Genomic DNA, 26551 nt, shown 5'->3' with positions numbered 1-26551 from the left:
GTGCGGCCTTGTTGGAACTCTGATGCTTATCGCTTATCGCGGAGGACGTGCCATGCGTACCAAATTACTTCTTTCGGCTCTGTTGCTGGTTGCCAGCACCATGACCTATGCACAGCAGTCGGCCAATCCGGCTGCTCAGCCGGCATTGACGCCCGAGCAACAGGCGCAGCTCGCTCAGCAGAATCAGCAAATGGCGCAGGCGGCCTTGCAGGTCGCCCAACTGGTCGATCAGGACAAGATCGGCGATGTCTGGGACGGCGCTTCCATCGTCGCCAAGGACGTCGTGAAGAAAGACGTCTTTGTGAAAAAGGTTGCGGCGGATCGCACCAAGCTCGGTGCGGTGAAGGCGCGAACCGCCAGCGCGGTTGGCCGTTTGCAATCGGATGGCAAGTCGATTCCTTCGGGCCAGTATTTCAATGTGGTGTTCTCCACCCAATTCGCCAGCGTGAAGCAGCCAGTGCGTGAGATGGTGTCGTTTCACTACGATGCCGATCGCACCTGGCGTGTCGCCGGCTATACCGTGCGTTGAGCTGACAGTTTCACCGTCATGGAGCGATGTGCGACAGGACTGCCAAGTGGTGAATCCATGGACGGGTTTGAGACGCGTAGCTGACGATTTCGTCAGCTACGCGTCTCCTCTCGATCCATTCCCCGAGAATGAAGCTACCGGTGGCGGTTGTCATCGTTGCGATTGTGCTGGCTGCGGCCTATATCGGTATCGCGAGTATGAGCATCGTCGAGATGTTTCGCTAAGCGATGCAATCCGACTTTCCAAATACTGATGTCGCTCAGCATGTTTTGCAGCTGTAACGCGTTCTACGAAGCGCCAGCGGAAAGCGGTAGCGGCGCTGTGAATCCGTCGTGACACCCATTGAGTTTATGGCGGCGGGGAAGGGCGCGGCACTCACCGTGCGATTCATGGCTAAGGGGGCATCGGTCCATCGCATCGATCTCCTCAAAGAGGGTACCTATCAAAAAAGCGCCTTTCTGATATCGGTGGTGGACTCCTTGCGCCCCACGCGGCGCTTGTCGGACGGTTTTCTGGCTGCCTATCAATCAATAAGCGAAGGATCCTTCTCATGCCCAATGACCAAAGCCGCCTCCCCGCACAGCCGCCATCTCTCGTTGAAGACAACGGCGTCACGTGGGTGCATGACTACGATCACATATTCATTGAAACCATCGAGAATCAAGTACGTCCCGCACTCGCGGATTTCGTCGGATCCAAGATCACTCTTGTTGCATTCACGCCGCCCGCGGAGCCCGTCGAGAGCATTCGTTTGCTGGAGCTCCGATTCAACAAAGATGGAAGTCACGCGAGTCTAGGTGTGGGCTTTCCCGCAAGCGTCAGTGAGAGTCGGGATGAGTTCGATATCGAGCACTGGAAGTTAGATCGCCAGTCTGCCTACGGTGGAGGCATCGTTGCAGGTAGCTTCGATGAGGCCTGGCAGATTGTCTGCGCAGTAATTCGAGCGATGAACGGAGTTTCGCTAACGATTAGTCACGGCGCTTAGCTTCGTTGGACTGAGCAGAGCTGACGAACGCCAGAGGGTGAAATCCGTCCTCCATGAAGAGCGATGCACGTGTCGACTCCCCATAAACTGGATTTGTCGGCCCCCCTTAAAGATGTCGTTTCGTAAAAATACGAAGCCGCTGCAATAACTTAGATTTTTCGTGACAAGAGCGGGGGCGTCAACGGCGTTCGGGAACGACTCGTTAAAGCGATCAAGCGGACGGAAGCGACGCCTTAAGGGGACAAAGCCTGCCTCGGGCAAAGTAAAAGCGCTGTTGTCGGGATACCCTTAATGATGTCGCGAACGACTCACTCGCGCTAAATCAATGAAATTCCTAGCGAATTAAGCTAATCGTGTCGTGAACAGCGCTGACAATTTGTCCGTTTGCGACGTGATTAAGTGTCCAAACGTCAGTTCGTGACGCTATTACCGCCGCAAACGGCTGGCACCCGCACCGGTGCGCGCGTCGGTCAGGCGCGCGATCGATGACCACAGGCGCCGCGCCGTCGGCATCCACTCACCACGAACACTGTAGCAGTACGACGATATGTCGTTCCGGGATTCAACAGTATCGCTACTTGCGGGTGAGTTGTACGTTGGCGAAGAGGCGGTGCTTGCCCTTGTCGATATTGTCTATCGTCCAGCGCCATGTGTTGCTCGCGCGATCGTAGTCAAAGGTGTTGGTCAGTGTCGGTTCGCCGTCCCCATCGCGCCAGGTAAAACGAAGTTGCGCAGGATCAGACGGGGCATGGCCGAAAGCGGTTGCGACAAGTCCGTTGCCACCCGTCGAGTCCAGCCATAGGCAGGAGTACTTCTGGAGATCCGGATTCCAACCGATGTAGACGATGGCATCATATGCGTGTGAGGCCGCGACCGAGCTTGGACGAGATGTCTCGTGGATCTGGATGTACTGATGTCCCAGCGCCCATTGTGCGACGACATCGTGGACGACCGGCTTACCGGCGATCGTACCGCGCAAGACCCATCTACCCACCAGGCGGTCGAGCAGCGGCGCGTCGAGTGACTGCGCAGCGGCGCTATCTGTCGCGGCAACGCTGAGCGCCGCGACCCAAATGACAAAGCGCACGGTTCTTGTCGTCATCACTAGCCCTTGTGCAGGTATACCTAGTTGGGCGTGTCTATCCACGTTCTGGTCATGGCCGAGAACGGCGGCTTCGCGAACCAGACGAACTGCAAGCCTGATGGAGCTTACACACTTCGCACGAACGACAGAAGTTAGCTAGCACCATCGTAGTGGGCGCGATTCCTATCGATGGTTTCGAGCTGTGACATGACCCATTGCGCTAATTGGCGCACGGGCACCGATAATGAGCGCCCCAGTTTGGTCAACGCGTACTCGACCTGCGGTGGGTTAGTGGGGAAAACGGTACGCGTGACCATTCCGTCGCGCTCGAGTGTTCTAAGTGTTCGCGTGAGCATCTGCTGGGAAATGCCTTTGATGCTGCGCTTCAGCTCATTGAAGCGACACGGGCCATCGCGTAGCTTGACGACCACCTGCATCGTCCATTTGTCGCCGACCTTGCTAAGGACTTCACCTACGCGCGCGCAATCCGCCGGCGCTGGGGGTGATTTTTCGTCGTTCCTTGGCTCATGCATGACCAGCGGTGGCCGACCGAGGCGGCAAGAGTTTTCGCCGAACTAATTGAATCCGCGACCTCAATGACCCGTGCGACATGAACAAGCCCTAAGACGACACCAATCAGCAGGTAACGACAACGACACCAACCATGTCGGGATGTCCTTAACGATGTCGCGAACAGTTTTTCTTCTACAACCCTCTAAAATTGCACGCGAAATCAGGTAAGCCTGTCGCGAAGAGCGTCGATCATTTGCATGTTTGCGACGTCATTGACCGCCTGATCGACGTTTCGCGACGTAGTTAAGGGCGCAAACGGCTACCGCCTTCAGCAGTACGCGCGGGTACCAGAACGGGTCTAAGGAATTAAAGCAGCGCTGCGACCTGCTTTGCGGTTGCCTTGGCCGATCCCGGGTTTTGACCCGTGACGACCCGCCCGTCGACCACCACGTTTGAGACGAAGGGCAACAAGGCTTTTTCGTAGAGAGCGCCGCGGTCTTTCATTGCCTGTTCGGCGTTGTAGGGCACATCTTTTGCGACGCCAGCCAGCACTTCTTCGGTCCAGGCGTATCCGGTCAGCCGGCGGCCGGCCACCAGTAAATTGCCATCTGACAATCGCGTGTTGAGCAACCCACAGTATCCATGGCATACCGACGACACCACACCGTCATGCTCGTAGATATCACGAGTAATCCGCTGTAGCTCAGCGTTATCTGGAAAGTCCCACATGACGCCGTGCCCGCCAGTAAAGTAGATGGCGTCGAAGTCTGCGGGGTTGATGTCCTCCGGCCGGGCCGTGGTCTTCAATAGCGCCTGACTTTGAGGGTCGGCCAGCCACTGCTTTACGGATCGATCGGCCATAGGCCATTTCAGGGACCTCGGTTCCAGCGGCGAGATGCCACCGCGAGGACTTACCAGCTGCTGCTCAAACCCCTTTTCAGCAAATATGTGGTACGCGTGTGTCAGCTCGGATAGCCACAGGCCGGTCAGATGTTGCGGGTCGTCATAGTGGGACACGTTGGTGACGACGTGGAGGATACGCTTGATCATATCGGACTCCTGGCCTGGCGAATGGCCGCCATATTCACACAGGTGGAGCGCGCGCGCATATGGGACTTCGGGGTTCTGAAGCGCAGAACAAACATCACGCGCCCTGATTCACTACGGGTACGTGTGCGTCGGGTAGCTTTTCATGTATGCCGCGATTGTTCCGACCTCGCTGCCCCGCATAGTCTCGGCATGCGTAAGAGCATCACTGTAATGAATAAGGGTCCATCCGAATCTTTCATCGAAACCAGCCACTCTGACTGCCAGCGGATCGGCGAGCGTCAGCTTCGGCGCGTTATCTAAGATGAGCTTTCGCATCCATTCGGCAGACCGAAGTTCGGCCTTTCCCGCAGCGGCGTTGATCAGTCGAGTCTCGACGGCGTCGAACCGCAAGGTCGGTTTGTACTCAATTTCCATTTGGATACTCCAGCAAAGCACACATGCCGGCAATTGCCGGCGTAGTCAACCTGCGACCGGGGCTGTCGTATTAGCCTGATAGGCGAAGACCGCTAATCCGGTTCCTTTGGAGTAGCGAGGCTCTTCGGACGCAAGTTGATTGCCTTATCCGAGCAACTCGGCCGCCCCACCGCGAAGGCGTAGAACTCGATCTACTTCCTCACCCTCGAAGACATGGGCGAGGCCGCAGCCAGGTGTGGCATCACAAAATGCTCGTATCGCCCCACACCATGCTGGATGATCGGATCCTGCGCAGTGAGCGCGGTGACATCCTCGTCGTCACCAAGCTGATACAACGACACGCCGTAGCCTCCTTGCGCATCAAGTACCGGACCATGGGCAATGATGGCGCCCGTCTCCATCATCGCATTGAGAAATTCGCCGTGCTCCTTCATCCATCGTTGCTCATCCGCTGATAAGGTGGCGAGGAAGTCCGGTCGAGGGGGAATGAATTTGCATAGGTAGTACTTCATGACGGGTGTTTCCAGTTGAGATCGGACAAGACGGCCGCGTCTCCAGAGAACGAGCTCGGTCAGGCGGTTTGGACGCTCTTCAAGATCGATGATTCGAACATCTTGGGGGCATAGGTCTGTAGGAAGAGAATCATGCCGGTCATCTTCCCCACCGGATTGCTAAAGCGCGGATCCCTCGCTTCGGTCAGTCGCACGATGGCCTCGACGACCCGTGCCGGGTCTTCCGCGGCGTCAAGCCCTTTCTTCGTTGCTGCATCAACCTTCTGACGATAACCGTCGTAATCTGCGATGCGTTGGCCGCTGGCCGCCACTGCGTTGTGGCCGATATTCGTCTTGAACCAGACCGGCTCAACCATGCTGACCTTGACATTGAAAGCGTCCAACTCGAAGCGGAGCGACTTGAAATAGCCTTCCACCGCGTGCTTTGACGCCGTGTAGTACGAGAGGTTCGGTGGACCGATAAGTCCGACGATCGAGCTCACCGTAATGATCTGCCCAGATTTTTGGGCTCGGAACTTGGGAAGTAGCGCGTTAGTTACCTTTACGGTGCCCCAGAAGTTCGTTTCGAACTGCTCTCGGCCGAGCCTAACGCTGGTTTCTTCCGCAATTCCGGTCACCATATAGCCCGCGTTGTTTACGAGGATATCCAGCCTTGCGACGTGCTTGAACAGCTCTTCCGCGAACGCTGCAACCGACTGGTCGTTGCTTACGTCCAGCCGGAGCAGCTTGAAAGGCACTTTCGTGGCGTGCCTCTCCGGTTCCCGACTGGTTCCTATTACCGTATATCCGCGATCATGCAGTGCGTTCGCAAGCGTCAGGCCAAAGCCTGAGCTTGCTCCAGTGATAAGGACGGTCTTTTTCATGAGAGTTCTCTTGCTAGGTTCGGGCAATTAGGGAGGCTCGGGCGATTAGGCATTTGGCGGGACACCTGAGCGTGAGGGCACTTTGCGCCACGGGTCGTCCGGTCGCACTCGCAAACTCCGCCACCGAACCAGCCAATCGCGCCAGTTGCACCGTTCCAATAGGCGCCTTTCGCTGGTGCGGACATGCCGTCAGCGGGATAACATCGCCGCATGACGACGCCTAAGCCGAAAGCCATTTCTGAGCGAAATCCTTTGCCCGGCTATTCAATTTGGCCAGGCTGGAGGCTGCTCATTCAAGACGCCGGCTTGACCACACCGAGGTTATTGAGCCGCGCAAACCTTCCGGCCGACCTGTTTGCCCACGAGAACGTTCGTCTAGATCCGGCCATGTTTTTTCGTCTCTGGGAAGCGATTGGGCAGGAAGCGCTGTATGTCAGTCCGTCGACGCCTGCGCCGCTTGCGCTGGCTAATGTCATGTCGTCGGATTGGTTTGAACCCGAACTCTTTGCCGCTCTGTGCAGCAGAAATCTTTCGAGTGCTCTGGATCGTCTTTCCATCTACGTAAAGCTCATAGCCCCCCTGGAGATCAAGCTGAGTCGCTTGTCCGAGCGTCTCGAGGTGCGCCTTGAATTCCCGTCACTTGCTGAGCCACCTTCGGCGGTTTTTCTCGCCTTCAAGATCGTCTTCTTCGTTGCATTGGCGCGAATGGCGACGCGCCACCCGATCGTCCCGATATATGTCGCATGGCCGTCTTCGACGATGAGTTCCGACATGCGCTCAGCATACGCAGCCTACTTCGGTGTACCAGTCAAGGACGGTCCTGTCGCAACAGTGTCGTTCGCGGCAATCGACGCCGATCGGTCGTTCCTCACCGAAAACCATCGGATGTGGTTGTTCTTCGAGCCGACACTCCGGCAGCGGCTTCAGGACCTGGAAAAATCTGCATCCATGGTGGAGCGCGTGCGCAGCACTCTATTGGAGGCGCTCCCCGCTGGCGAAGTAGCGATGCACGCTGTAGGTCGGAAGTTGGGTGTGAGCACGCGGAGCTTGCAGCGCCGACTGCGGGACGAAGGAACGACTTATCAGAAGACACTCGACGCTGTTCGATGCTCGCTCGCGCTTCACTATCTTCAAAAGACATCGATGTCTGGCGCCGAGATCTCATTCTTGCTCGGATTCAGTGATCCCAACTCCTTTGCTCGCGCGTTCCAGGGGTGGACCGGGAAAACGCCTAACAGTGTTAGGTTTGACTCAAGAGAACGAGTTCGTGAGCGGATGGCGTGACGCAGGCGAGCGACAATTGCTGTCGCCACGAGTTCGCTATCGGCCTGGCATCTTAGGCGTCGAAGCGCATATCCTCGATAAGTAGCATCGTCACCTCCCCTCGCCCTCGTGATCGGCCGCATCGGGCGCGGCGATGCGTTCCAGGTGTCAGCGCGAACCTCGCCTTCAAACCACCAGGCGGACTGAAACTGTTTGGCTTTAATGGACGGCGGCAACATCGCCGCTGCTTTTTTTCCCAATAGACAGCTTATTTGTTCGGCTAGAGTTGGCTATGCACTGGCTGTCCCGGAACTCGCGGGGCGCTCGATCGGGCACTCAGGTTACTTCGGTCTTCCTGACCTGACCGTTGCGTCGATCTCGGTCTCTACCGTAGGTGACGGACTGTCTCGACGCAGGGGCGGAGGCGAATCCACGACGATGTTGGCCCGGGCTTGAAAACGCCACAGTTGCAGTGCAGCTGGCAAGGGATGCTAGGGAGGAGGCCGGCGTAGATCCGAGGCCCTCATGATCGCGGCCAACAACTCAGCCCGGTCGAAGGGCTCCTGGAGCAGCACGGCGTTGTTGGGCAACCGTCCGATCTCCCCATGCGATCTTGCTGAGAGGATTACCAACGCAGCCTCTGGGTGGGTCAACTCCGCTAGGCGCAACAGCGCCCCGGCGTACGCCGCGCTTCACGGCCGCCCGGGCGGCGCGGCTGAGCACGGTGCGGATCGCCGGTTGTTCGCACGGGTTACGGACAGAGCAAAGAAAAGCCCACCGCGAAGGTGGGCTACGGTGGCACAGGAAATGCGGACGGGCTCGCTACAGGCATCCAGAAGGCCGGTAATGACGCACGTTGTCAGTCTCCGTACGGGTTCTTCGTCCCTGCGCGGCCTGTATAAGGATTCACATTGCCCTTGGTCGAATAGTTGTTCGACCTCGTGTCGTCTGCGCTGGAGTAGGGGCAGGCTTGGGCGGGGTGGGCGTCGTTGCGCCTAGATATCATGGCCGTCGCGATAGCGGTGACGGTCAGCTCGACACCGCTGCCGTCGAGGGGGTCCGCCCGTTTCATGTGCGACGCGAACGGCGTTGCACTCAGCGGCTTGTGTTTGGCGCAAAATTGGCCAATTGATCCTTTGAACTGTCCGAATGAGCACATCAGACCTTTCCCTTCAAACCCGTCGTCGGGCCAACCTGCGCCACCTGATCCAGACACTGGAAGGTGAGGGGATCCAATCTTGGGCCGCGCAGGCGGAGATTCTCGCCACCATGACGGGGCCGCAACTCCAAGCCCTGATGGAAGGGGATCCGATCTCCGACGCGCTGGCAAGGGAGATCGAGTGGGCCATGCAGCGTCCTAACGGATGGTTGGATCGTCAGCCGCAGGATGTGCTGGACGATTGACCGGGCGCAGCTGTCCGTAAGGCCGCCCATCCACGCCGGCCAGCGCTCGTAAATCGACGTGAATCAATTGTCTGGATGGCCATGAAATCGGCCCTCTATTTCTGGCACTCATCTACGTGGGACAGTTCGTGCGCCACGATGAGGGGCAGATCGTTCCCCTCAGCCCTCGGGGTACAGAGCACTTTCGTACGGAAAGCCGGTTCATAACTGTTTTCATCGACAGGGTATGGTAGAGGCCTTTGGGGAAAAGCGATGGATCCGGTCAAGAGAATCGCAATCGTTATCGAGCCGGGGCCCCTGTTGGCGGACCCCACATCGAAGAGGGACACCTTGTGCGCGAGCTTCAAGATTGGTACCTGGCAGTCTCTGGCTACCACTTGCATTACCCGAGCCGAAAGCAGCAGTCACTAGCATTTGCGTTGGTTACCCCGCTAGGACTATTCGCCTTCCCCTGATCGCATCAACGCCGTCGACGCAGGTACGACCGGCAGCAGCACGGCACTCGCACCTGCCTGGCCATGTTCGATGCTGATGGTTGCGACTCGATAGTCCGCGGCTTTTGCGAAGAAGATGTTGGGCACGAATGTTTGCGGATTGCGGTCGTATAGCGGAAACAATGAGGACTGCACCTGCACCATGATCCGGTGACCCGGCTTGATGGTGTAGTTCACTGTCGGCAATCGGAACCGATATTCTTGCACCTCGTCTGCCGGTATCGCGGTCGGGTGCTCGACACTCTGGCGGTAGCGTCCGCGGAAGATATCGAGACTGATCGGCAACCGGTATCCGGCCAGTTCTGGCTGCTCTGCGAACGTTGGCGGGTAGACGAGGTTGCAACCGACCGGACGCGATGAGCCACCGTAGTGAGCCGACGTGATTTAGAAATCGTTGGAATGATCGGTATGTTAGATCGCCAAATGCGCTTTTTTAATGATTCTCGGCGGGCCCTCAATGTCTTCGCATTCTTGGTAGTTCAGGAGAGATATTGCGCAATGAAAATGCAGTTGCAAGGCTACTTGAGTAGCCTGGGTATCATCCCAGGACACGCCATTTTTTGTGCGTCGCACAAGATAACAACGGGTTCGCAGAACATTCATGAAAATCGGAGGATCATCCTACGAGTGCGATAGGGCGATCTGGGTTTGTCGCACCGTTGTGGGGAATCCTCTTCTGCGAATCGAAGAGGCGCTGCATGAAACGTATCATTCTTGCCATAGCTGTCGCTGCGGCACTTACTTGCAGCGTCGCCGACCTGGTCCACGCGCAGGTCGCCGCTGGAGCGCAAGGGCGGGGTGCCGCGATCCAGCGGGTGCAACACGCATCTCAGGTAGCGAAGGGGCATGCACCCGACTTTTTGCGCGATTGGGCCGCCGATTATCTGGCCGCACAGATTGTTCAGCGCATGACACTTGCCGAGAAACTCGACTACATCGGCGGCACTGGGGCCTGGGACATCAAGCCGCTATTGCGCTTCAATCTTCCACAGATCTACGCCACCGATGCATCGCTAGGGGTGAGGCTCTCCAGTCCCGCTGGCGTCAGCTATCCGGCGGGACAGGCTTTGGCTTCCACCTGGGACAAAGGCCTCGCATGGCGGTTCGGCTCGTCGCTCGGACGCGATACGCGCCAACTGGGCTTCCAGAACATCCTCGGGCCTGGTGTCAACATGTATCGCACACCGTTTGCCGGGCGCGCGTTCGAATACATGTCGGGCGAGGATCCCTATCTTGGTGCGGTACTCGCACCGCAGGTGATCGATGGCATCCAGCAGCAGGGCGTTTGGGCCACCCTGAAGCACATCGTGGCCAACGACGAAGAAGAGAACCGTCTGAAGATCAACGTGCAAGTGGACGAGCGCACGCTCCGTGAACTCTACCTTGTGCCATTTGAATCCGCGGTAAAGGTGAGCAAGCCCGCCAACATCATGTGCGCGTTCAACCGCCTCAACAGCGATCAGGCGTGCGAGAGCAAGCATCTCAGTACCGAAATTGTAAAGCAGCAGTGGGGCTATCGCGGCTTCATCGAGTCGGATTACAACGCGATCATCGACGGGCCGAAGGCCGCATTGGCTGGTGTCGATATCGACATGCCCGCGGGCAACCAGATGAATGAAAGCAACCTGCGCTCCCTGGTCGAGGCGGGCACCATTTCGCTATCGGTGATCAACGACAAGGTGCTCCGCATTGTAAGACAAATAATCCTTTTTGGATTCAACGAGGGGAGCACATCCACCGAGAACACGCAGACGGTCGAGGATCGGCAGAAGAGCGAAGCGGTGGCGCTACAGGTGGCTCAGCAGGGCACCGTGTTGCTCAAGAACGATAACGGCAATCTGCCGCTTTCCGGTGTCCGGCCGTTACGCATCGCCGTGATCGGTCAGCGCGCGGTAGGTGCGCCACCCGCGGGGTTCGGCAGCGCCAACATCAATGCCAACGAGTACGTTACCGATATCAACGGAATCAAAGCCAACGCACCCGCCGGCTCGACCGTGGATTACATTGATCGCATGTCGCTGGATCCGGGCCTCACTCCGAGCGTTTCAGGTTTCACCGGCGCCTACAGTTTGAGAGGAAACACAGTGACGCGCGACGACGCGCTTCTCAATCTCAACTGGAACAACGGCAGCTCGCCGTTCGGTAGCGATTTTCCGGATGCGGCCGTGTGGTCGGGCCGGATCCGGCCGACCGTAAGCGGCGATCACGTGTTTAAGATTCGCGCCGACGGCGCCGTACGCTTGCAGGTGAACGGGCAGGAAATCATCAACAACGGAGCAGGCACCACGATCACGCCGTCTATTCCGCCGACCTTACCGACGTCCGGCGTGATCTCGCTCACCGCCGGCCAGGTCTACGACGTGACCATCCAGTACGAGCGCAAGCCAAACTACTTCGGCGCGTTGGGCGGTCTGCAAGGCGTGCAATTCAGCTGGGCATCGCTGGTGCCCACCACGGACCTAGCCAGCTACGACGCGGTAGTGGTCGTGGCTGGCCTCGGCTCGGAGTACGAAGGCGAGGGATTCGACCGTCCGTTCACGCTTCCCGAAGCCCAGGACGAGTTGATCGCGAATGTAGCGGCTGCCAATTCGCATACTACCGTGGTCATGCATGCGGGCGGAGGGGTGAGCATGCGCCCGTGGGTGGATAAGGTCGCCGCGTTGCTCTATGCCTGGTACCCAGGCGAGATGGGTGGTGAGGCATTGGCCGATATTCTCTTCGGCAAGGTCAACCCCTCGGGCAAGCTGCCGATCACCATCGAGAAGTACGAAACCGACAATCCGACGTTCGCGAACTATCCGCAGCCGCAGAACAGCCTCGACAGCACGGACATCGTGTATACCGAGGGCCTGCTCAACGGCTACCGTGGCTTTGAGGCCAAGGGCACTACCCCAGAGTTCGCATTCGGCTACGGTCTGTCATATACGACGTTCCGCTACAGCGATGTCCACGTCACCGTGGGAAACATTCCTTATCTTGACGATCAGCAGGTCGTGGCACGAGTGCGTTTCCAGGTAACCAACACCGGCTCCCGCGAAGGCGCCGAAGTGGCTCAGGTCTACGTGGGCGAGAATTCGCCGGCCGTGCCCCGGCCACTCAAGGAGCTGAAAGGGTTTGCCCGGGTGTCGCTTAAGCCGGGGGAGAGCAGGGAAGTGACAGTACCGCTCAATGCACGTGCCTTTGCCTGGTACGACACCTCCATCACTCAGTGGCGCGTGGATCGCGGGGTATACACCGTATCCGTCGGCGGTGCATCCAATGCCATCGCGGATACAGAGCGAATGTTGCTTCCGCGCAGCTATACGTTGTCGGTCAAAGATAGCTTGCCGGCAGTAGTGAACCTAGGCGATCACCGCCGATAATCGTCAAGCATGGTGGACGGCATCCTCGCCGTCCACCATGCTTGACGATGAGTGACTTCGCCGCGCCAATTTGGCCGAACTGCCAACCCACTGCTTTGCCGCTCAGTGAGTTGTAGCGGCTTTCAGATTGTCGGGTGGCTGTGCCGCGGATCGCGACAGGCATTATTTCTGGCTGGATCCGGCGACTCGCAATATGAGGTGTAATCCACGCCTCGCCCCAGCGCCCGCCGGTAGTCAAGATGACGGTGGACCTCTTCATGCTGTGCGCAGGCGCCACTACGGTGTACCGAGCTCCCCAAACCAACCAAAGCTCAGCACACCGACCAGGCAGGTCGTCGTGGGCACCTTCTCGCCTAGCCGCTAACATCTGACCGAATCGGACTAACGGGTTTACGGAGTGTTGTATCGGAGGGACGCGTCGCATGAGGTAGCTCCGGTGGGATGTGGCCTCATGAAAGAGCCGGTCCGCGGTAGCCAAAGTTGGGAACGATTTTGTCGACCTCCGAACGCTGTTATAGAGATCTGTCCGGTACGCAAACGACGTGTTGTCGGGGAGCGACTCCATTACGGGGACGAATGCCCTGTGTGGGTTGCTAGCGTGAGATCAACGCTCGCTAGATAACTCTCTGATTGTTCGCAAGATGCGTTGATCAAACGACATGTTTAAGGGAACACGTCGGATTTAAGGGTATAGCGACATATTTAAGGGGACACCGACAGGATTGACGTCAGATTGCCAATTTCCGACGCCACCTACGATTTGACATAATATACATTATGCGAAATAACGGATGATCCGACCAAGGGTCGTCCTCGCCGTGCTTCCCGGCCCCGCCCTTGGCTGATCAGTGCCGAGGGCTTCCGCGATCTGCGCCTTTCGTGCCTGCTGAGTCGCAAGACGGCGGCGGCGTATCTGGGCGTTTGCGTCCGCACCGTCCGCCACTGGGACGCCGGCCGAAACCGGGTTCCGTGGTCGGTGGTCAGGTTGCTTAGGCTTCGACGCATGGGTGACCTGGGTGCCCTCGATGATGCCTGGGACGGATTCATTCTTCGTCGCGGCAAGCTGTCTAGCCCTGACGGCCGGTGCTTCCGTGTCGAGGCTGCGCCGGACCGTCACCGAAGCCGCCAAGCTTCAGACCTTCATCACCCTCACCTATGTGTGCAGTTGGTGGCCGCACGGAAGTACGAAGATCGAGATAGCCCATAATCCGATTGGCTACATGGTCAAGTACGTGATGTTCAGGGCCGCTAGCTCGGCGAACAGGTCAAAACTATTCGTGCAGAGAAACATCTTATGCACAAGCGTACTGCTAAGCGCACGATCAGTCTTGTCGCCAATCAGAAACTTCACGGGTTCTCGATGCTCCATCGCAACAGTCTGGCGCGCCCACGTCCGATGCCTCATGCGCTCCGCGTCGTCACCCAGGTCATTCAAGAAAATCAAGTAAGCAGCTTCATCAAGGCTTGGACGGCTAAACAGTGCGCATCCCAAGTAGCACGGCCAGCGCCATGACAGAGAGAACAATCGTTGCCGCAGTCAAGAAAACAAAATCTCGTTTTCGCGCAAAAGTGGCGGCCATCAGTGCGACGCGAACAACTGGTAGAAAGATAAAAACACCGATGCCCGCGGTAACGATTCGCGTACAAGTGATAGTGGACATGCCATGCCACCAATCAGTGCGCCGAAGGATCAGTCCTATGGCGATCGCGGTCGAACCTAGCCAGGTGCCGGCACTGAGCGCGCTTGCCAAAAGGCGCTCCAGACCACCACTCCATGCGTCCCCTTTCCTCATGCCGCAGGTGCTGCCAAATGTATGTTGAAGGAGGACATAAGCATTTGAGCTGCTAGCGCGATCAGCACTACAACAAAGAATAAGCGGAGCCTTTCGCCAGATATAAGTAAGAGAAGCCGGGCACCGAACAATGCCCCCAGTACGGAACCAAGCGCTACGGGACCAGCGATCGCCGGGTCGATATCGCCGCGAAAGAAGTACGCGACACCGCTTGCAGCCGCGGTCACGCCGATCATGAAGTTGGACGTGGCGGAGGACACTTTAATCGGCAACCGCATCGCCGTGTCCATTGCCGGAATCTTTAGAACTCCACTACCGATGCCAAGCAATGCGGAGATCAGTCCTGCCCCGTACATCAGTGCGAGACCCACATGCAATCGGCAAACTCGATAGAACACGCGACGACCGAGAATTTGGTCTGGGTAACTCGAATGGAGCCGCAAGCTGCTCGCCCAGTCGATGGACTGAGTTTGATCGGTATCAGTTGACAGCTCGCGCCGTCGACTGAGCATTTGCCACGCAGAAACCAGCAAGACTGCGGCGAATAGAGCGCACAAAAATGAGGCTGACAAGACGCCAACCAGGAATACACCTGTCAGGGCACCCAGAGTGGTCGCAACTTCCAGCGTGATGGCTAGGCGTACGTTCGTAAGGCCGTTCGTCAGAAATGATGCGGCACTACCACAAGAGCATGCGATGACCGACACAATGCTGGCAGCAACGGCGACGTGAATGTCCAGGCCACCAAATATGGTTAGCACCGGAACTATAAAGATGCCGCCGGCCATTCCCAGTGAGCCCCCTACGATGCTTGCGCCGACCGATACCGCAAAGAGCCATATAGTGAATCCGGCGTGCATGATTTCTTCTCAGGCCCCTATCAGCTTACGGCGCGCCAAACGGGTTCGGAAACGGATAAGGTCGCCGCGATAGTGCAGCTTCTCGTAATCGACAGGTTTGCCTTCGCTGGTATAGGACGTGCGTTCGATCAGAAAGATGGGGCTACCCATTTCCACGGCCAACGCGGCGGCGATGTCCTTGCTGGCAGAGGCTGATTCGAGCTTGTAGTCTGCCTCGATGAGAGGAATGTTGTAGCGTTGCTCCAATAGTTTGAATATTGGCTCAGCCTCGAGATCATGCGAGATAATTTTCTCTCCGATCTCAAGTGGCAGGTAAGTTTCATCCAAAGACAGTGCGACGCCACTGGCGAGGCGTACACGCCGTATGCGCATGACGCGAGTCCCCACGGCTAAAGCGAGATGCGTAGCGATGTTTTCATCGGCATTGACTATCGCCTGGTCAATGACGCGGGCGGTCGCGATGTAACCCAAGACATCCATGTCCTCGACAAAGCCCGTCAGCTCCGTCAGCTCCTGAGTGATTTTGGGCTGCGCAATAAACGTGCCCGTTCCTCGCCGGATTTCGACAAGCCCGCGATCGGAAAGGTTTTGGATTGCCTTACGGATGGTTGTCCGGCTGACCGAAAATCGTCGAATCAGGTCATCTTCCGTTGGCAATTGACTGCCCGCGGAGAGCAAGCCATTGGAAATCTCTTCGGAGATATCCGCTTCAACCTGCGCGTAAAGCGGCATCGAGGTGGATGTTTGTCCTTTCATGCCAGACATCATGACATCACGACATCATGATGTCTAGCGAGATCCCTTCCCTCCTCCTAAGGGGAGCCGCACTCGCTGTTGGCAGCTCATCTCAATGCGTGATGAAAATATGCAGCTGCTTGACCGCGGCGCATCCTGAATCACGCCATCCCCGCCCGGCTCAGCCAACGTTGCGTGGTACCGGCGTGTTGAGCAACTGCTGTTCCCACAGGTACGCGATACCGCTACCCGCAGCATGTTGCTTGAACACTTCGGTCAGCTCGACAGCGTGCTCGGTGCGGGCCCAGTCGCGCTGCCACTCGGCGGCCAGCGCCACCCAGGTCATCATGTTCGCGCCGGCAGCGATCATGCGCTGGATGGCAACCTGGTGTGCCTCGACCGACACGGCACCGCAGGCATCGGTGATGACCGTGACGTCCCAGCCCTCGCCGAGCGCCTCGATCACCGGCATGGCCACGCAGATTTCGGTCCAGAGACCGGCGATGATCAGCTGCTGCCGACCCGTTGCCTTGACCGCGTCCACCACCTTTCGGTCTTCCCAGGTATTGATGAAGGTCCGGTCGATCACCTCCTGACCGGGAAACACATCGGTGATCTGGGGAAAGATGAGGCCGCCGCGGTCGGCGACGACGCTGGTCAGAATGGTGGGTACGCCGAAGGCCCTGGCAGCCTTCGCCAGTGCGGTCGAGTTGTTCACCACCATCTGTGGATCGTGGCTGTTGAGGTTGGCGAGCTGATACGGCTGGTGGTCGATCAGGACGAGGACGGAGTCTTCGGGTCGGAGGAGCGACGCAAGGCCGTTACGGAAAGTCATGATTGCATCCTGTAGTGAAAGGGGTGTGCGGGGAGACACGACCCAACGGGCACGGTGTCTCCGCGACAAACCTTGTCACTCCTCCACACGATGCGGTAGCGGTGTTTCCTGCTCAACTGTGTCGCGCGAACTGGAACGCCGTAGTGCACGACTTTGTGTCAGGCTGAAGCGAAAAACCGGGAACGCAACGTTGGATATCGAAGAACTGCGGACGTTCGTTGAGGTCGCCGATGCCGGCGGGGTGTCGCTCGCCGCGCGCCGACTCGGCGTCTCCAAGTCGATCGTCAGCCGACGGCTTGGCCGGCTCGAGGAAGAGTTGGGTATCCAGTTGCTTGCACGCACCACGCGCGGCGCGGCGCTCACGGAAGCCGGCGGCACGTTCCGGGATCACGCCGCCAGGGCCTGCGCGGAAATCGACATAGCCCGCGAGACGATCCTGCCCGAGGGTGATCTACGCGGTCGTCTACGCGTTGCCGTGCCGCTTTCGTTTGGCCCGACCCACTTCGCGCCCGTGTTTGCGGAAATGGCGCGGCGCCACCCGCAGCTGCACATCCATACTGCCTACAGTGATCGCTTCGTCGATCTCATCGGCGAGGGATTCGATTGCGCGATCCGCGTGGGTTACCTGCCGGATTCCAATCTGGTCGCCCGCTGCGTCGGACCGATCTACGGAAAGCTGGTCGCCAGTCCGGATTACATCAATGCGCACGGCTCACCTGAAACGCCGGACGACCTGCTTGCCCACGCGGCCCTCATGCAGGGCACCGAGGCTTGGCAGTTCCTGGATGGCGGCGAAATCGTCACGGTGCGCCCGCAGGGACGCTTCAAGGCAGACAACGGCAGCGCGCTCGTCGCCGCGGCCGTCGCTGGGCTCGGTATCGCCTGGCTGCCGGATGGTCTCACGCAAGAGCACCTCGCATCCGGAGCGCTGGTCCCGGTGATGACGCGCTACCCGCCGCCTTCGGCGGGCATCTATGTCGTCCGTCCACCCGGCCAGCACCCCGCACGCAAGGTCCGCGTACTCACAGAGCTGCTAATCGAGTGTTTCGAACAGGGGCCAACACCTGGCGAATGACCGTCTCCGAACAAGCGCGCACGTGGCTGCCGATGGCTATTGCCAGGCGCGGTCGCCTGATCCACCAGCGCGTGCAGCGCCCCGTAGAGTTCACGGAAGGCGTAGTCGAGCGACTTCGTAACGCCGCCTGCGGCGGATCGCTCATTCTCGCGCCTTGCGGGGACGGTCGGTCGCCACGCGCGACGGCGATCCGACCGCCACGCCACAATCCATCGAGGGAACGGTATGACCGCTTGTCGCCGCCGCGCGCTCCCAGGCGTCGTGCAAGTCGCGCAGGAGAAGCGCGCATCCATCGCGGCGTTTTCCGGCATCGGCCATCGCTTTCGCTGCTATCCCTTCCGCCTTTGCGCCATGACCTTCCGCGGTCAGCAGGCGAACCTCGAGCAGACGTGCGTTCAAGGCAGCGTCGGCATCGGTCTTTATCGCATTTTTCCGGTTGGACGCATCCAGCCTGTCCAGCGTTCGCCGGGCGTCGGCATAGCGATGCTGAAGTACCTGCAACACACCTTCGTTGTCGCGGCTCAGCACCCAACCCTCCGGCAATCCACCCTGCTGATCCGCCTCGGCGGATCGAATCCGCGCGTAATCGTGCTGCGCCAGACTGAGGTCGCCGGCATGCATGGCGGTGACCGCAAGAATGCCAAGCGCTTCGGCCTGATTGCTGACAGCCCACGGCGAATGGGACGCTGCCCGTTCGGCAAACCCGGGCATGTGCGGCTGCAAGGTGGCGACAGCGTCGGCATCACGCCCCAGTTCCAGATACTCGTTGGCCAGTGCGACCAGAATCGCGTTCTGAAAGTCCGGACGCTGCTCGGATTCGGCCAACGAAAGCGAGTAGGCCTTCGTCAGGGTGGCCATTGCATCGCCATGTCGCCCAAGCGACGACTGCGCATTGCCCATGTAGCCGTGAAGGGTCGACATGCCGGCGCCCGTCGCACCCAGCATCCGCTCCCGGTCGGCGATCATGCCGGCATAAAGCCGCACCGCGGATTCCGGGTCGGTAGTCGCCGTGACCAGCGCCTGGTTGAAACGGGCGGAAAGCAAGGCAGGGTCATCGCTCACGTACAGACGCTGCGCCAGCGCCAACGCCTTACCCGCGGCAGCCATCGCATCCGTGTCCTGCCCCGCCTGGCTGAGCGACAGCGCGAGCGTCGTCAGGACCTGCACCTGAATCGCGGGCAGTGCCGGCCGGCGAGCGTCCAATTCGGCGGCCAGCTTGCGCAGTTCCGCCGTGATCTCGGCGGACGGAAGATCGTTGGCGCTCGCATGCTGACGCAGGACATGGATCCTGAGCGTCAGCCATTCCCCGGAGTTCCGCGCCTCGGTGGAGGAAAGCAGCGCCATGGCACGTGTATCGGCATCGATCGCCGCACGCTGGTCGGTCTGCAAACCGTAAGCGATACCGAGTGCGGCCAGTACACGTCCGCGATCGAGCGCATCGCCGTGCGCCGCCGCGAACAGCTCATCGGCGCGTCGCAGGATGGGGATCGCCTTTCCGCCCTGATCCAGCGCGTTATAGCTCCGCCCGATCGACAGCAGCAGTGCCGCCTTGATATCGGCTGGCATGTCGGCTTGTGCGGCGACCCGGGCCGCACTGCGATCGAGCACCTCACGCACGGTGATCTGCTCGCCACGCGTATGCGTGGGATCGGCGTTCTCGAAAAGCTCGCCCATGAAGCTGGCGATGGCCCGCGTCTTGTCTCGCTCGGCCTGCACGCGCTGCAACTGCGCCCACAGACCGACGACGAAGGCCGCGATCATGCCGCCGACAAGCATCGCTGCGGCCAGCGCCATACGGTGCCTGCGCACGAACAGACGAAAGCGATACCAGCGACGCCCCTGTCTGGCCGCCACGGGAAGCTTGTCGCGGAATCGACGCAGGTCCCGGGCCAGCTCCGCGACGTTCGCGTAGCGCTCGCCTGGCTCGCCGCGCAGCGCTTTCATCACGATGGCATCGACATCCTCGGGCAACGTCGACCCACGCCGCGAGGGGGGAACAATACGTGCCGCGACGATGGCGTTCGACAGGTCAAGCAACGACATGGCGTCGTCGACCGCGAACGGCCGCTTTCCACACACCAGTTGATACAGGACGACACCGAGGGACCAGACATCCGCCGCGACACTCAACGGCTGGCCGCGAACCTGCTCCGGACTTGCGTACGCCATCGTCAGCGCTCGCTGCGCCGGCAGGGTGAGTGCAACCGTCTCGCTGCCAGCCTGAGCGACGAGACGGGCAATGCCAAAATCCAGGAGCTTGGGCTCGCCATCGGCCGCGATCAGGATGTTCGCGGGCTTGATGTCCCGATGGATCACCAGGCGGTCATGAGCGTACTGGACGGCATCGCAAACCTTGAGGAAAACATCGATGCGCTGATCCAGCGATCGGCCAGAACGATCGCACCAGGTATCGATGCGCTCCCCATCGACGAATTCCATGGCAAGGAAGGGCGAGCCATCAGCCATTCGTCCACCGTCGATCAGATGGGCGATGTTCGGATGATTGAGGGTAGCGAGAATCCGCCGCTCCTCGAAGAATCGCCCACGCGCATCCTCGCCAAAGCTCTGGGTGAAATGCAGGAGCTTGAGAGCCACCATCTGACGAACTTCGCCTGGCGTTCCTGCATCGAGCGTGCGTTCGGCCAGATAGACCACGCCCATGCCGCCCTCGCCCAGCGGACGCACGAGCCGGTAGCCCGCCGGCATGATGGCGTCCGCGTCGCCGCGCAAGCTGTCCGGAAGCGCCCCGGACCGGGTCGGCTCCGCGGATTCCGCTGCATCGATGATCCAGTTCGCCTCGGCACGGAGGGCAACATCGTCGCCACAATGCACCGCCAGGTAAGTATCGCGATGCGCGGGGGCGACATCGAGAGCCGCCAGCGCAATCGGCTTGGCGCGCACGTAGAGTCGTCGACGGTCCTCGTTCATCCCCCTCCCCCAGCGACGGGACTCACCGCCGCGCAGGGAGAGTATAAAGCCTAATCGTCGTTGCCCCAGCGACCCACCAGATCACTCAACCCGGTAGCCGAAAACGACCAACAGCACCTCCTCCGCGACCACGAAATCCACAACGATGAGCCGTCGCGAAATTTGCAGCAAGCCGCCGCTTCTTTACGCGCAATGAGCGCGACTGGATCCTCCTGGTTCTCGTCGGTGGCGTATCAAGTTGCTGTCGCAGAACATCCCCGATGCGGCGCTGGATCGTGCCCTCCATGCGGCCGGTGTCGAGTCGGACGAACGCGTCGCCGCCGCGCGGCTCGAGCCGAATGGAAAAATTACCGTGGTAAAGCAGAGCTAAGGCAATGCCGGTCAAATACGCAACAAAAAAGTTGCGCTTCAGGCAGAGCCGTAGCACACTCATACGAAACCAGGAGGTTGCATATGAACGACCGTATCGAGAAGCGCATCGAACTGAATGCCCCGGCTTCAAGGGTGTGGCGTGCCCTGACCGACCACCGTGAATTCGGTAAGTGGTTTTGCGTGAAGATCCAGCAGCCGTTCGAGCTGGGCAAAGAAGCCATCGGCCAAATCACTTACCCGGGCTACGAGCATTTAACCTGGCGGGCAGTCGTACAGAGGATGGAGCCGGAACGCCTGTTCTCGTTCACCTGGCATCCCTACGCTGTCGACCCCGACGTGGACTTCTCGGACGAGACGCCAACACTGGTCGAATTTCGGCTGGAGCCTGTGGGTGACCGGACGGTGCTCACTCTCACCGAGTCCGGCTTCGATAAGATACCCGCCTCACGTCGTGCGGAAGCGTTCCGCATGAATGACGGAGGCTGGACCCAGCAGATGCAGAACATCCAGCGCCATATCGAAACCACTCATGCCGGTTAGCGTACAAGCCCGACTGGCCAGGCGGTTGCCAGCAGCCGCCACCGTGTTTGCCGCACTGGGCGACCCCACCCGGCTCGCCCTGGTCATCCGTTTGTGCGATGGATCGCGACTATCCATCACGCAACTGACCGACGGCGTTCCGCTGACCCGTCAGGCCATCAGCAAACATCTGCGCGTGCTGGAAGACGCGAACGTCGTGAGCAGCCAACGATCGGGGCGCGAAAGTCTGTATGTGCTCAATCCTGGGCCCGTCAACGATATCCGCAACTACATCGAACTCGTTTCCGACCAGTGGGACCAGGCGCTCTCACGCCTTAAGTCATTCGTGGAAAAATAGACAGGGGTCAGCAGCCGACGATGCGATCGTTGCGTACGGTGAGCGCACCCTGCTCTACCCCTCGGGCCGCAAGGTCCGCCGGGACGGCATGTCGATTCAGGGTGAGCCAGTTCGTCGCACTCATGAATCCCCACCTGCGAGAGGAACCATGAACTCACCCGTACCCCTTACCGACGCCGCACCGAACGCCCCCGACCGACGCTGGCTAGCCCTGGTCGTGCTGTGTCTGGGCGTGCTGATGATCGTGCTGGACACGACTATCGTAAACGTCGCGCTGCCCTCGATCAAAACCGACCTGGCCTTTGCCGACTCCAGCCTGGCCTGGGTGGTTAATGCCTACATGCTGACCTTCGGCGGCTTCCTGCTGCTGGGCGGCCGCCTCGGCGACCTGTATGGCCATCGGCGCCTGTTCCTGCTGGGCATCGCGCTGTTCACCCTAGCCTCGCTGGCCTGCGGCCTGGCCAATGGCCAGATGGCGCTGGTGGTGGCGCGCGCGGTGCAGGGTCTGGGCGGGGCGGTGGTTACTTCGGTGGCGCTGTCACTGATCATGGATTTGTTTACCGAGGCCGGCGAACGGGCCAAGGCCATGGGCGTCTACGGTTTCGTTTGTGCCGGCGGCGGCAGCGTGGGCGCGATGCTCGGCGGCGTGCTGACCAGCACGTTGAGCTGGCACTGGATCTTCCTGGTCAACCTGCCTATCGGCATCGCGGTGATGGTGCTGTCGCTGCGCGTGCTGCCGGCCGCGCTCAACCGGCATGTGTCGCGCCACCTGGACGTGCTGGGCGCGGTCAGCGTGACCTGCGCACTGATGCTGGCGGTGTACGCCATCGTCAACGGTAACGAGCGCGGCTGGACGTCCGCTCGCACGCTGGGCGAGCTGGCGGTGGCGCTGATCCTGTTCGCGGTGTTCCTGGCGATCGAGCTGCGGGTCAGGGTGCCGCTGGTGCCGCTGCGGCTGTTTCGCCTGCGCAACCTGTCCGTGTCTAACGCAATCGCCGTGCTGTGGGCGGCGTCGATGTTCGCCTGGTTCTTCCTGTCGGCGCTGTATATGCAACTGGTGCTCGGCTACAAGCCGATGCAGGTGGGCCTGGCCTTCTTGCCGGCCAACCTGATCATGGCAGTGTTCTCGCTGGGCATCTCGGCGCGCATGGTGATGCGCTTCGGCATCCGCGGCCCGCTGATGGCCGGGCTGGCGCTGGCGGTGGCGGGTCTGTTGCTGTTTGCGCGTGCGCCGGTGGACGGGCACTTCGCGATAGACATCCTGCCCGGCATGCTGCTGCTCGGTCTGGGTGCCGGCACCGCTTTCAACCCGATGCTGCTGGCCGCGATGAACGACGTCGCGCCCAGCGAGTCGGGCCTGGCCTCGGGCGTGGTCAACACTTCGTTCATGATGGGCGGCGCGCTGGGCCTGGCCATCCTCGCCAGCGTGGCGGTGTCGCAGACCCATGCGATGCAGCTGGCCGGCGGCGATACATTGGCGGCGCTCAACGCGGGCTACCAGATGGCGTTCCTGTTCGGTGCCTGCTTTTCGCTGGCGGGCATCGGCCTTGCGCTATTGCTGCGCACCAGCATGCCGCAGACCGAAAGAGCGGCGCCGCCCGTACATTGAGCGCCGACTAAGCCATCCAACTTAATTTAGATAGTAATTTGTGTCGAGCTCAATCCGGAGAGTGCAGATGGCAAGCGCAACAAGATCCACCGAGCCTGCGACCTCTACTGGAAAGGCGCTCGGTTCGCCACCCCGCCTTTTCGTGATCTGGATCGTCCTTGTGACCTTGGTTGCGCTAGGCGGCGTGATCGCTGTCCTTGCGATCGGCGGTCGCCCCGACCCATCCGCATTGCGAGCCGCCGCCCCATTGCTGGATGGCGCATGGCGATTCCACATCGGCGACGATCCGCACTGGGCCGATGCCGACGTTGACGACAGCGACTGGGAAACGATGGACCTGACCGCACCGGCAAGCAGCCATGATGGCGACGTCGGTCTGCCGAACTATATCGGGGGATGGATGGCGCACGGCCACCCCGGTTATCAGGGATATGCCTGGTATCGACGCACGGTGACGGTACCGGCGGGAAACCATGCGTGGGATGTCCTGGGTCCTACCGCCGTCGACGACGGTTACGAGTTGTACTGGAACGGCGTACGGCTGGGCGGATCGGGGCGGCTTGGCGCATCCCCCAGAGTCGTCGGCACGCGGCCGATGATTTTCGCGCTTCCCGCCGATGCGGCCGGTACCCGGGGGATACTGGCCATCCGCGCGTTCATGCAACCGGGCAACGACGCCAACGCCGATGGCGGTGGCATACACGTCGCGCCGACGCTGGCACCGCGTCCAGAGAGCCATGCGCTATACCACGTGCAATGGTGGCGCACGATCGCCGGCTACATCGTCGAAGTGATCGAGCCCCTTGCCATGTTTGCGCTCATCGGTTTGGCGCTTGCGGTTCGACCGCGCAGCAGCCACCCGAGCTTCATCGCGTTTGCCTGCATCGCGCTCGCGCTTTCGGCAGTGAAGCGCCTCGACAACGCGATTGTCTCGTGGACCGATCTGATGAGTCTGCCCACCTACGCCTGGTTATCGAAAGTACTCTGGATGCCCCTTAGCGTTGCCGCTTGGACGTATACCTGGAACCGTTGGAACACACGCTCCTCGCGAGCAATCGATGGAGCCACCCTGCTGCTTACCGTGGTAGGCATCGTAGGTGGTGCGATGCAGGTCATGGCGATGACTCATGTCTTTCGGCTCGGATTACTCGTGTTGCTTGCGCTGATTGCCGTGCGGATGGTTCGCGGTGGCCCGATGCGTATCATGGCGCTTGCCACGATGGCATTTATCCTGGTGGCGCAATTTGCAGGCGAGCTAGGCTCGATCGGCGTCCCGACCATCTGGTTTCCGTTTGGCATCGGCGTAACGCTTACGCAATACGCTTATGCGATTGCGATACCGCTTCTGGCTTTGTTGATCGTGCGAACCTTGCATTCGAAGAGCACACGATGATCGTCGCTGGGATTACAGAGCGCTAATGCGATACATCGCCGTCGCATGCGCAGGCAGGCGAACCTTGATTGATCCGTCGCCTTGTACCTGACGGTGTTGCCAGAGGTCGCGTACCAGATACCTGGACGATGTCTTCAGCCCTATTTCTTCAGCACCAACCGCCACGTCGTGTTCGACATCGGTTTCGTTGAATAATGCGATAGCGCGACTGCCGTCCTTGAGCAGCTTGACGATCACATGGATACCGCCCTCCTCGCGTATGCGTTTGCCTTGCACACCGAGCGGGTCCTGGTCCACGGCAATCACTTCCTTGTTCAGGAGAATTTCAAGAGCATCGGGCTTGATCTTGCGCAGATCCGTGCCGATCAGAAGCGGTGCTGCCATGATTGCCCACAGGCTGAAGTGGCTGCGGTATTCCACGTCGGTCATGCCGCCGTTGCCTACTTCGAGCATGTCCGGATCGTTCCAGTGTCCGGGACTGGCATAACCATCGAGCACGACGTTCTTCTTGAAGATATCCACCATCGACGAGTACTTGTCGGTGATGTCCCCTGTCGTGCGCCATGAGCTCGCTCCGACCTTTCGATCGCCTGCCCAGAGCCAGGGCTTGTTTTCGCCCCACTCGCAAACACTGTAGAAGATAGGTCGTCCGGTCGACCGCAGTGCATCGCCCATCGCCTGGTAACGTTGCTTCGCATCTACATTTTCGTTGTGGCAGTTATCGTATTTCAGATAATCCACACCGAAAGAAGCAAACAACGCAGCGTCCTGCTTCTCGTGACCCAGCCCGCCCGGGAAACCACGATTTTTCTCGTTGGGCTCGCATGTCGACAAGCCGGCACTCGAGTAAAGACCGAATTTGAGGCCGCGCGCATGGATATAGTCGGCCAGCGCCTTGATGCCGCCCGGAAAGCGCTCGGGATTCGCCTGCAAATTGCCGTCCTTGTCGCGCTGCCAGTTCGCCCAGCAATCGTCGATGTTGACGTAACGGTAGCCAGCGTCACGCAAGCCGAGGTCGACGAACTTGTCGGCAATTCCGCGAATCATGGCTTCGTTGAACTCGTCGCGGCAGTGTGTGGAATTCCAGTTATTGAATCCCATCTGCGGCGGAACCGCAGCGGGCTCCGCGGCATTCGCCGCTACCGAGAAGACAAGAACAGAAAGCAGCACTGTCCGGAACATTGCGAGCACTAAACCATTCACAGGTATGGATCCCCAAGATGATTCGAATACGTAGTCACTTCCATGGTTGGCCAGAACTAAGGAAAAAAATCTTGCGGGCTCCAGAGAAATTCAATTGTCGTACAAATATATCCCCGCCCGATACTTAGGTAATTTCGAATACGATTCAAGCTGCATAGCAACAATTGCACAAGGAAGATGCGTGGTGCCGATGGCACCGGCAGCGCACAAAGTGCGGACGCCTTTTTGCCGGACGTCGTCAACGTCATGGGCGTACAGATCGACGAGCGGCCGTAGTGGGAATGAGGCCTACGAGGCATTCGACTGAATTCCGCATCCATTCCGCACAATATCATCAAGCCCGCGGCACACCGGCTCACTACCGTGATGGGCTTTCACGGCGTCAAGCCACCAGGGAA

The 26551-nt window shown here is 59.6% G+C and carries 23 protein-coding genes and 1 pseudogene; 11 read left to right on the top strand and 13 right to left on the bottom strand.

What is annotated here, in order from left to right:
* The first annotated feature begins 52 nt into the window (after positions 1 to 52).
* Positions 53 to 529 carry a DUF4019 domain-containing protein gene (locus AC3IR3_RS10320; protein ID WP_489196790.1) on the top strand — a complete coding sequence of 159 codons (477 nt, stop codon included), beginning with the start codon at positions 53 to 55 and terminating at the stop codon, positions 527 to 529.
* Positions 530 to 1079: 550 nt separating this feature from the next.
* Positions 1080 to 1514: a hypothetical protein gene (locus tag AC3IR3_RS10315; protein ID WP_489196789.1), complete on the top strand. Its 435-nt coding sequence runs from the start codon at positions 1080 to 1082 to the stop codon at positions 1512 to 1514.
* Between the two features lie 574 nt (positions 1515 to 2088).
* Here the strand turns inward: AC3IR3_RS10315 and AC3IR3_RS10310 are convergent.
* The 6 genes from AC3IR3_RS10310 to AC3IR3_RS10285 all read right to left on the bottom strand — a co-directional run bounded on the left by AC3IR3_RS10310 (position 2089) and on the right by AC3IR3_RS10285 (position 5950).
* The gene (locus tag AC3IR3_RS10310; RefSeq protein WP_489196788.1) at positions 2089 to 2616 is read right to left on the bottom strand and encodes a hypothetical protein; all 528 of its coding nucleotides are present in this window, start codon (positions 2614 to 2616) and stop codon (positions 2089 to 2091) included.
* A 134-nt stretch (positions 2617 to 2750) separates the two neighbouring features.
* Positions 2751 to 3035: a winged helix-turn-helix transcriptional regulator gene (locus tag AC3IR3_RS10305; RefSeq protein ID WP_489196787.1), complete on the bottom strand. Its 285-nt coding sequence runs from the start codon at positions 3033 to 3035 to the stop codon at positions 2751 to 2753.
* A gap of 442 nt (positions 3036 to 3477) precedes the next feature.
* Complete coding sequence (locus tag AC3IR3_RS10300) at positions 3478 to 4161, bottom strand: type 1 glutamine amidotransferase domain-containing protein (protein WP_489196786.1); 684 nt, start codon at positions 4159 to 4161, stop codon at positions 3478 to 3480.
* A 111-nt stretch (positions 4162 to 4272) separates the two neighbouring features.
* Positions 4273 to 4575 carry a hypothetical protein gene (locus AC3IR3_RS10295; RefSeq protein ID WP_489196785.1) on the bottom strand — a complete coding sequence of 101 codons (303 nt, stop codon included), beginning with the start codon at positions 4573 to 4575 and terminating at the stop codon, positions 4273 to 4275.
* 191 nt (positions 4576 to 4766) lie between these two features.
* The gene (locus AC3IR3_RS10290; protein WP_489196784.1) at positions 4767 to 5087 is read right to left on the bottom strand and encodes a YciI family protein; all 321 of its coding nucleotides are present in this window, start codon (positions 5085 to 5087) and stop codon (positions 4767 to 4769) included.
* Positions 5088 to 5146: 59 nt separating this feature from the next.
* A complete protein-coding gene (locus AC3IR3_RS10285) occupies positions 5147 to 5950 on the bottom strand; it encodes an SDR family NAD(P)-dependent oxidoreductase (RefSeq protein WP_489196783.1) in 804 nt (267 codons plus the stop codon).
* Between the two features lie 210 nt (positions 5951 to 6160).
* Here AC3IR3_RS10285 and AC3IR3_RS10280 point away from each other — a divergent pair, with 210 nt between their 5' ends.
* On the top strand, positions 6161 to 7234 hold the full coding sequence (locus tag AC3IR3_RS10280; protein ID WP_489196782.1) for an AraC family transcriptional regulator: 1074 nt from the start codon (positions 6161 to 6163) through the stop codon (positions 7232 to 7234).
* Between the two features lie 1128 nt (positions 7235 to 8362).
* Positions 8363 to 8617, top strand: coding sequence for a hypothetical protein (locus AC3IR3_RS10275; RefSeq protein WP_489196781.1), 255 nt, complete (start codon positions 8363 to 8365; stop codon positions 8615 to 8617).
* A 437-nt stretch (positions 8618 to 9054) separates the two neighbouring features.
* On the opposite strand, the pseudogene AC3IR3_RS10270 reads toward AC3IR3_RS10275, so the two are convergent.
* A pseudogene (locus AC3IR3_RS10270) lies at positions 9055 to 9444 on the bottom strand (CocE/NonD family hydrolase C-terminal non-catalytic domain-containing protein); the annotation flags it as partial.
* Between the two features lie 365 nt (positions 9445 to 9809).
* On the opposite strand from AC3IR3_RS10270, the gene AC3IR3_RS10265 reads away from it, so the two are divergent.
* The gene (locus tag AC3IR3_RS10265; protein WP_489196780.1) at positions 9810 to 12473 is read left to right on the top strand and encodes a beta-glucosidase; all 2664 of its coding nucleotides are present in this window, start codon (positions 9810 to 9812) and stop codon (positions 12471 to 12473) included.
* 1472 nt (positions 12474 to 13945) lie between these two features.
* On the opposite strand, the gene AC3IR3_RS10260 is transcribed toward AC3IR3_RS10265, so the two are convergent.
* From AC3IR3_RS10260 to AC3IR3_RS10245, 4 genes are all read right to left on the bottom strand, one after another.
* Complete coding sequence (locus tag AC3IR3_RS10260; RefSeq protein WP_489196779.1) at positions 13946 to 14134, bottom strand: DUF1634 domain-containing protein; 189 nt, start codon at positions 14132 to 14134, stop codon at positions 13946 to 13948.
* Between the two features lie 128 nt (positions 14135 to 14262).
* Positions 14263 to 15126: a sulfite exporter TauE/SafE family protein gene (locus AC3IR3_RS10255; protein WP_489196778.1), complete on the bottom strand. Its 864-nt coding sequence runs from the start codon at positions 15124 to 15126 to the stop codon at positions 14263 to 14265.
* A gap of 9 nt (positions 15127 to 15135) precedes the next feature.
* The gene (locus tag AC3IR3_RS10250) at positions 15136 to 15882 is read right to left on the bottom strand and encodes a GntR family transcriptional regulator (protein WP_489196777.1); all 747 of its coding nucleotides are present in this window, start codon (positions 15880 to 15882) and stop codon (positions 15136 to 15138) included.
* Between the two features lie 160 nt (positions 15883 to 16042).
* Positions 16043 to 16696, bottom strand: coding sequence for a hydrolase (locus tag AC3IR3_RS10245; protein ID WP_489196776.1), 654 nt, complete (start codon positions 16694 to 16696; stop codon positions 16043 to 16045).
* Between the two features lie 190 nt (positions 16697 to 16886).
* Between AC3IR3_RS10245 and AC3IR3_RS10240 the strand changes: the two genes are divergently transcribed.
* Entirely contained in the window at positions 16887 to 17771 is an 885-nt protein-coding gene (locus tag AC3IR3_RS10240) for a LysR family transcriptional regulator (RefSeq protein ID WP_489196775.1), read from the top strand.
* A gap of 141 nt (positions 17772 to 17912) precedes the next feature.
* On the opposite strand, the gene AC3IR3_RS10235 is transcribed toward AC3IR3_RS10240, so the two are convergent.
* Positions 17913 to 20699, bottom strand: a complete 2787-nt coding sequence (locus AC3IR3_RS10235; RefSeq protein ID WP_489196774.1) for a serine/threonine-protein kinase — start codon at positions 20697 to 20699, stop codon at positions 17913 to 17915.
* 238 nt (positions 20700 to 20937) lie between these two features.
* On the opposite strand from AC3IR3_RS10235, the gene AC3IR3_RS10230 reads away from it, so the two are divergent.
* The 5 genes from AC3IR3_RS10230 to AC3IR3_RS10210 all read left to right on the top strand — a co-directional run bounded on the left by AC3IR3_RS10230 (position 20938) and on the right by AC3IR3_RS10210 (position 24950).
* Positions 20938 to 21069 (top strand): YetF domain-containing protein, encoded by a 132-nt coding sequence (locus tag AC3IR3_RS10230; protein WP_489196773.1) that lies wholly within the window; start codon positions 20938 to 20940, stop codon positions 21067 to 21069.
* An 83-nt stretch (positions 21070 to 21152) separates the two neighbouring features.
* A complete protein-coding gene (locus AC3IR3_RS10225; protein WP_489196772.1) occupies positions 21153 to 21611 on the top strand; it encodes an SRPBCC family protein in 459 nt (152 codons plus the stop codon).
* Entirely contained in the window at positions 21601 to 21948 is a 348-nt protein-coding gene (locus AC3IR3_RS10220; protein ID WP_489196771.1) for an ArsR/SmtB family transcription factor, read from the top strand. The genes AC3IR3_RS10225 and AC3IR3_RS10220 overlap by 11 nt, the downstream gene beginning before the upstream one ends.
* Before the next feature lie 148 nt (positions 21949 to 22096).
* Positions 22097 to 23557, top strand: a complete 1461-nt coding sequence (locus AC3IR3_RS10215) for a DHA2 family efflux MFS transporter permease subunit (RefSeq protein ID WP_489196770.1) — start codon at positions 22097 to 22099, stop codon at positions 23555 to 23557.
* A 160-nt stretch (positions 23558 to 23717) separates the two neighbouring features.
* Complete coding sequence (locus AC3IR3_RS10210; protein WP_489196769.1) at positions 23718 to 24950, top strand: glycoside hydrolase family 2; 1233 nt, start codon at positions 23718 to 23720, stop codon at positions 24948 to 24950.
* A 12-nt stretch (positions 24951 to 24962) separates the two neighbouring features.
* On the opposite strand, the gene AC3IR3_RS10205 is transcribed toward AC3IR3_RS10210, so the two are convergent.
* A complete protein-coding gene (locus AC3IR3_RS10205; protein WP_489196768.1) occupies positions 24963 to 26132 on the bottom strand; it encodes a glycoside hydrolase family 27 protein in 1170 nt (389 codons plus the stop codon).
* Positions 26133 to 26551: the final 419 nt, after the last annotated feature.

The organism is Luteibacter sp. GL_149 (genome assembly GCF_057834065.1).
This window is presented reverse-complemented; position numbering and strand designations above follow the sequence as displayed.

Bases quoted from the DNA above. Each gene is read 5' to 3' on its own strand.
- AC3IR3_RS10290 (WP_489196784.1), bottom strand. From the start codon at position 5,087: ATGAAGTACTACCTATGCAAATTCATTCCCCCTCGACCGGACTTCCTC.
- AC3IR3_RS10250 (WP_489196777.1), bottom strand. From the start codon at position 15,882: ATGAAAGGACAAACATCCACCTCGATGCCGCTTTACGCGCAGGTTGAA.
- AC3IR3_RS10295 (WP_489196785.1), bottom strand. From the start codon at position 4,575: ATGGAAATTGAGTACAAACCGACCTTGCGGTTCGACGCCGTCGAGACT.
- AC3IR3_RS10305 (WP_489196787.1), bottom strand. From the start codon at position 3,035: ATGCAGGTGGTCGTCAAGCTACGCGATGGCCCGTGTCGCTTCAATGAG.
- AC3IR3_RS10220 (WP_489196771.1), top strand. From the start codon at position 21,601: ATGCCGGTTAGCGTACAAGCCCGACTGGCCAGGCGGTTGCCAGCAGCC.
- AC3IR3_RS10320 (WP_489196790.1), top strand. From the start codon at position 53: ATGCGTACCAAATTACTTCTTTCGGCTCTGTTGCTGGTTGCCAGCACC.
- AC3IR3_RS10255 (WP_489196778.1), bottom strand. From the start codon at position 15,126: ATGCACGCCGGATTCACTATATGGCTCTTTGCGGTATCGGTCGGCGCA.
- AC3IR3_RS10275 (WP_489196781.1), top strand. From the start codon at position 8,363: ATGAGCACATCAGACCTTTCCCTTCAAACCCGTCGTCGGGCCAACCTG.
- AC3IR3_RS10285 (WP_489196783.1), bottom strand. From the start codon at position 5,950: ATGAAAAAGACCGTCCTTATCACTGGAGCAAGCTCAGGCTTTGGCCTG.
- AC3IR3_RS10260 (WP_489196779.1), bottom strand. From the start codon at position 14,134: ATGTCCACTATCACTTGTACGCGAATCGTTACCGCGGGCATCGGTGTT.
- AC3IR3_RS10235 (WP_489196774.1), bottom strand. From the start codon at position 20,699: ATGAACGAGGACCGTCGACGACTCTACGTGCGCGCCAAGCCGATTGCG.
- AC3IR3_RS10315 (WP_489196789.1), top strand. From the start codon at position 1,080: ATGCCCAATGACCAAAGCCGCCTCCCCGCACAGCCGCCATCTCTCGTT.
- AC3IR3_RS10205 (WP_489196768.1), bottom strand. From the start codon at position 26,132: ATGTTCCGGACAGTGCTGCTTTCTGTTCTTGTCTTCTCGGTAGCGGCG.
- AC3IR3_RS10310 (WP_489196788.1), bottom strand. From the start codon at position 2,616: ATGACGACAAGAACCGTGCGCTTTGTCATTTGGGTCGCGGCGCTCAGC.
- AC3IR3_RS10215 (WP_489196770.1), top strand. From the start codon at position 22,097: ATGAACTCACCCGTACCCCTTACCGACGCCGCACCGAACGCCCCCGAC.
- AC3IR3_RS10245 (WP_489196776.1), bottom strand. From the start codon at position 16,696: ATGACTTTCCGTAACGGCCTTGCGTCGCTCCTCCGACCCGAAGACTCC.
- AC3IR3_RS10280 (WP_489196782.1), top strand. From the start codon at position 6,161: ATGACGACGCCTAAGCCGAAAGCCATTTCTGAGCGAAATCCTTTGCCC.
- AC3IR3_RS10225 (WP_489196772.1), top strand. From the start codon at position 21,153: ATGAACGACCGTATCGAGAAGCGCATCGAACTGAATGCCCCGGCTTCA.
- AC3IR3_RS10300 (WP_489196786.1), bottom strand. From the start codon at position 4,161: ATGATCAAGCGTATCCTCCACGTCGTCACCAACGTGTCCCACTATGAC.
- AC3IR3_RS10265 (WP_489196780.1), top strand. From the start codon at position 9,810: ATGAAACGTATCATTCTTGCCATAGCTGTCGCTGCGGCACTTACTTGC.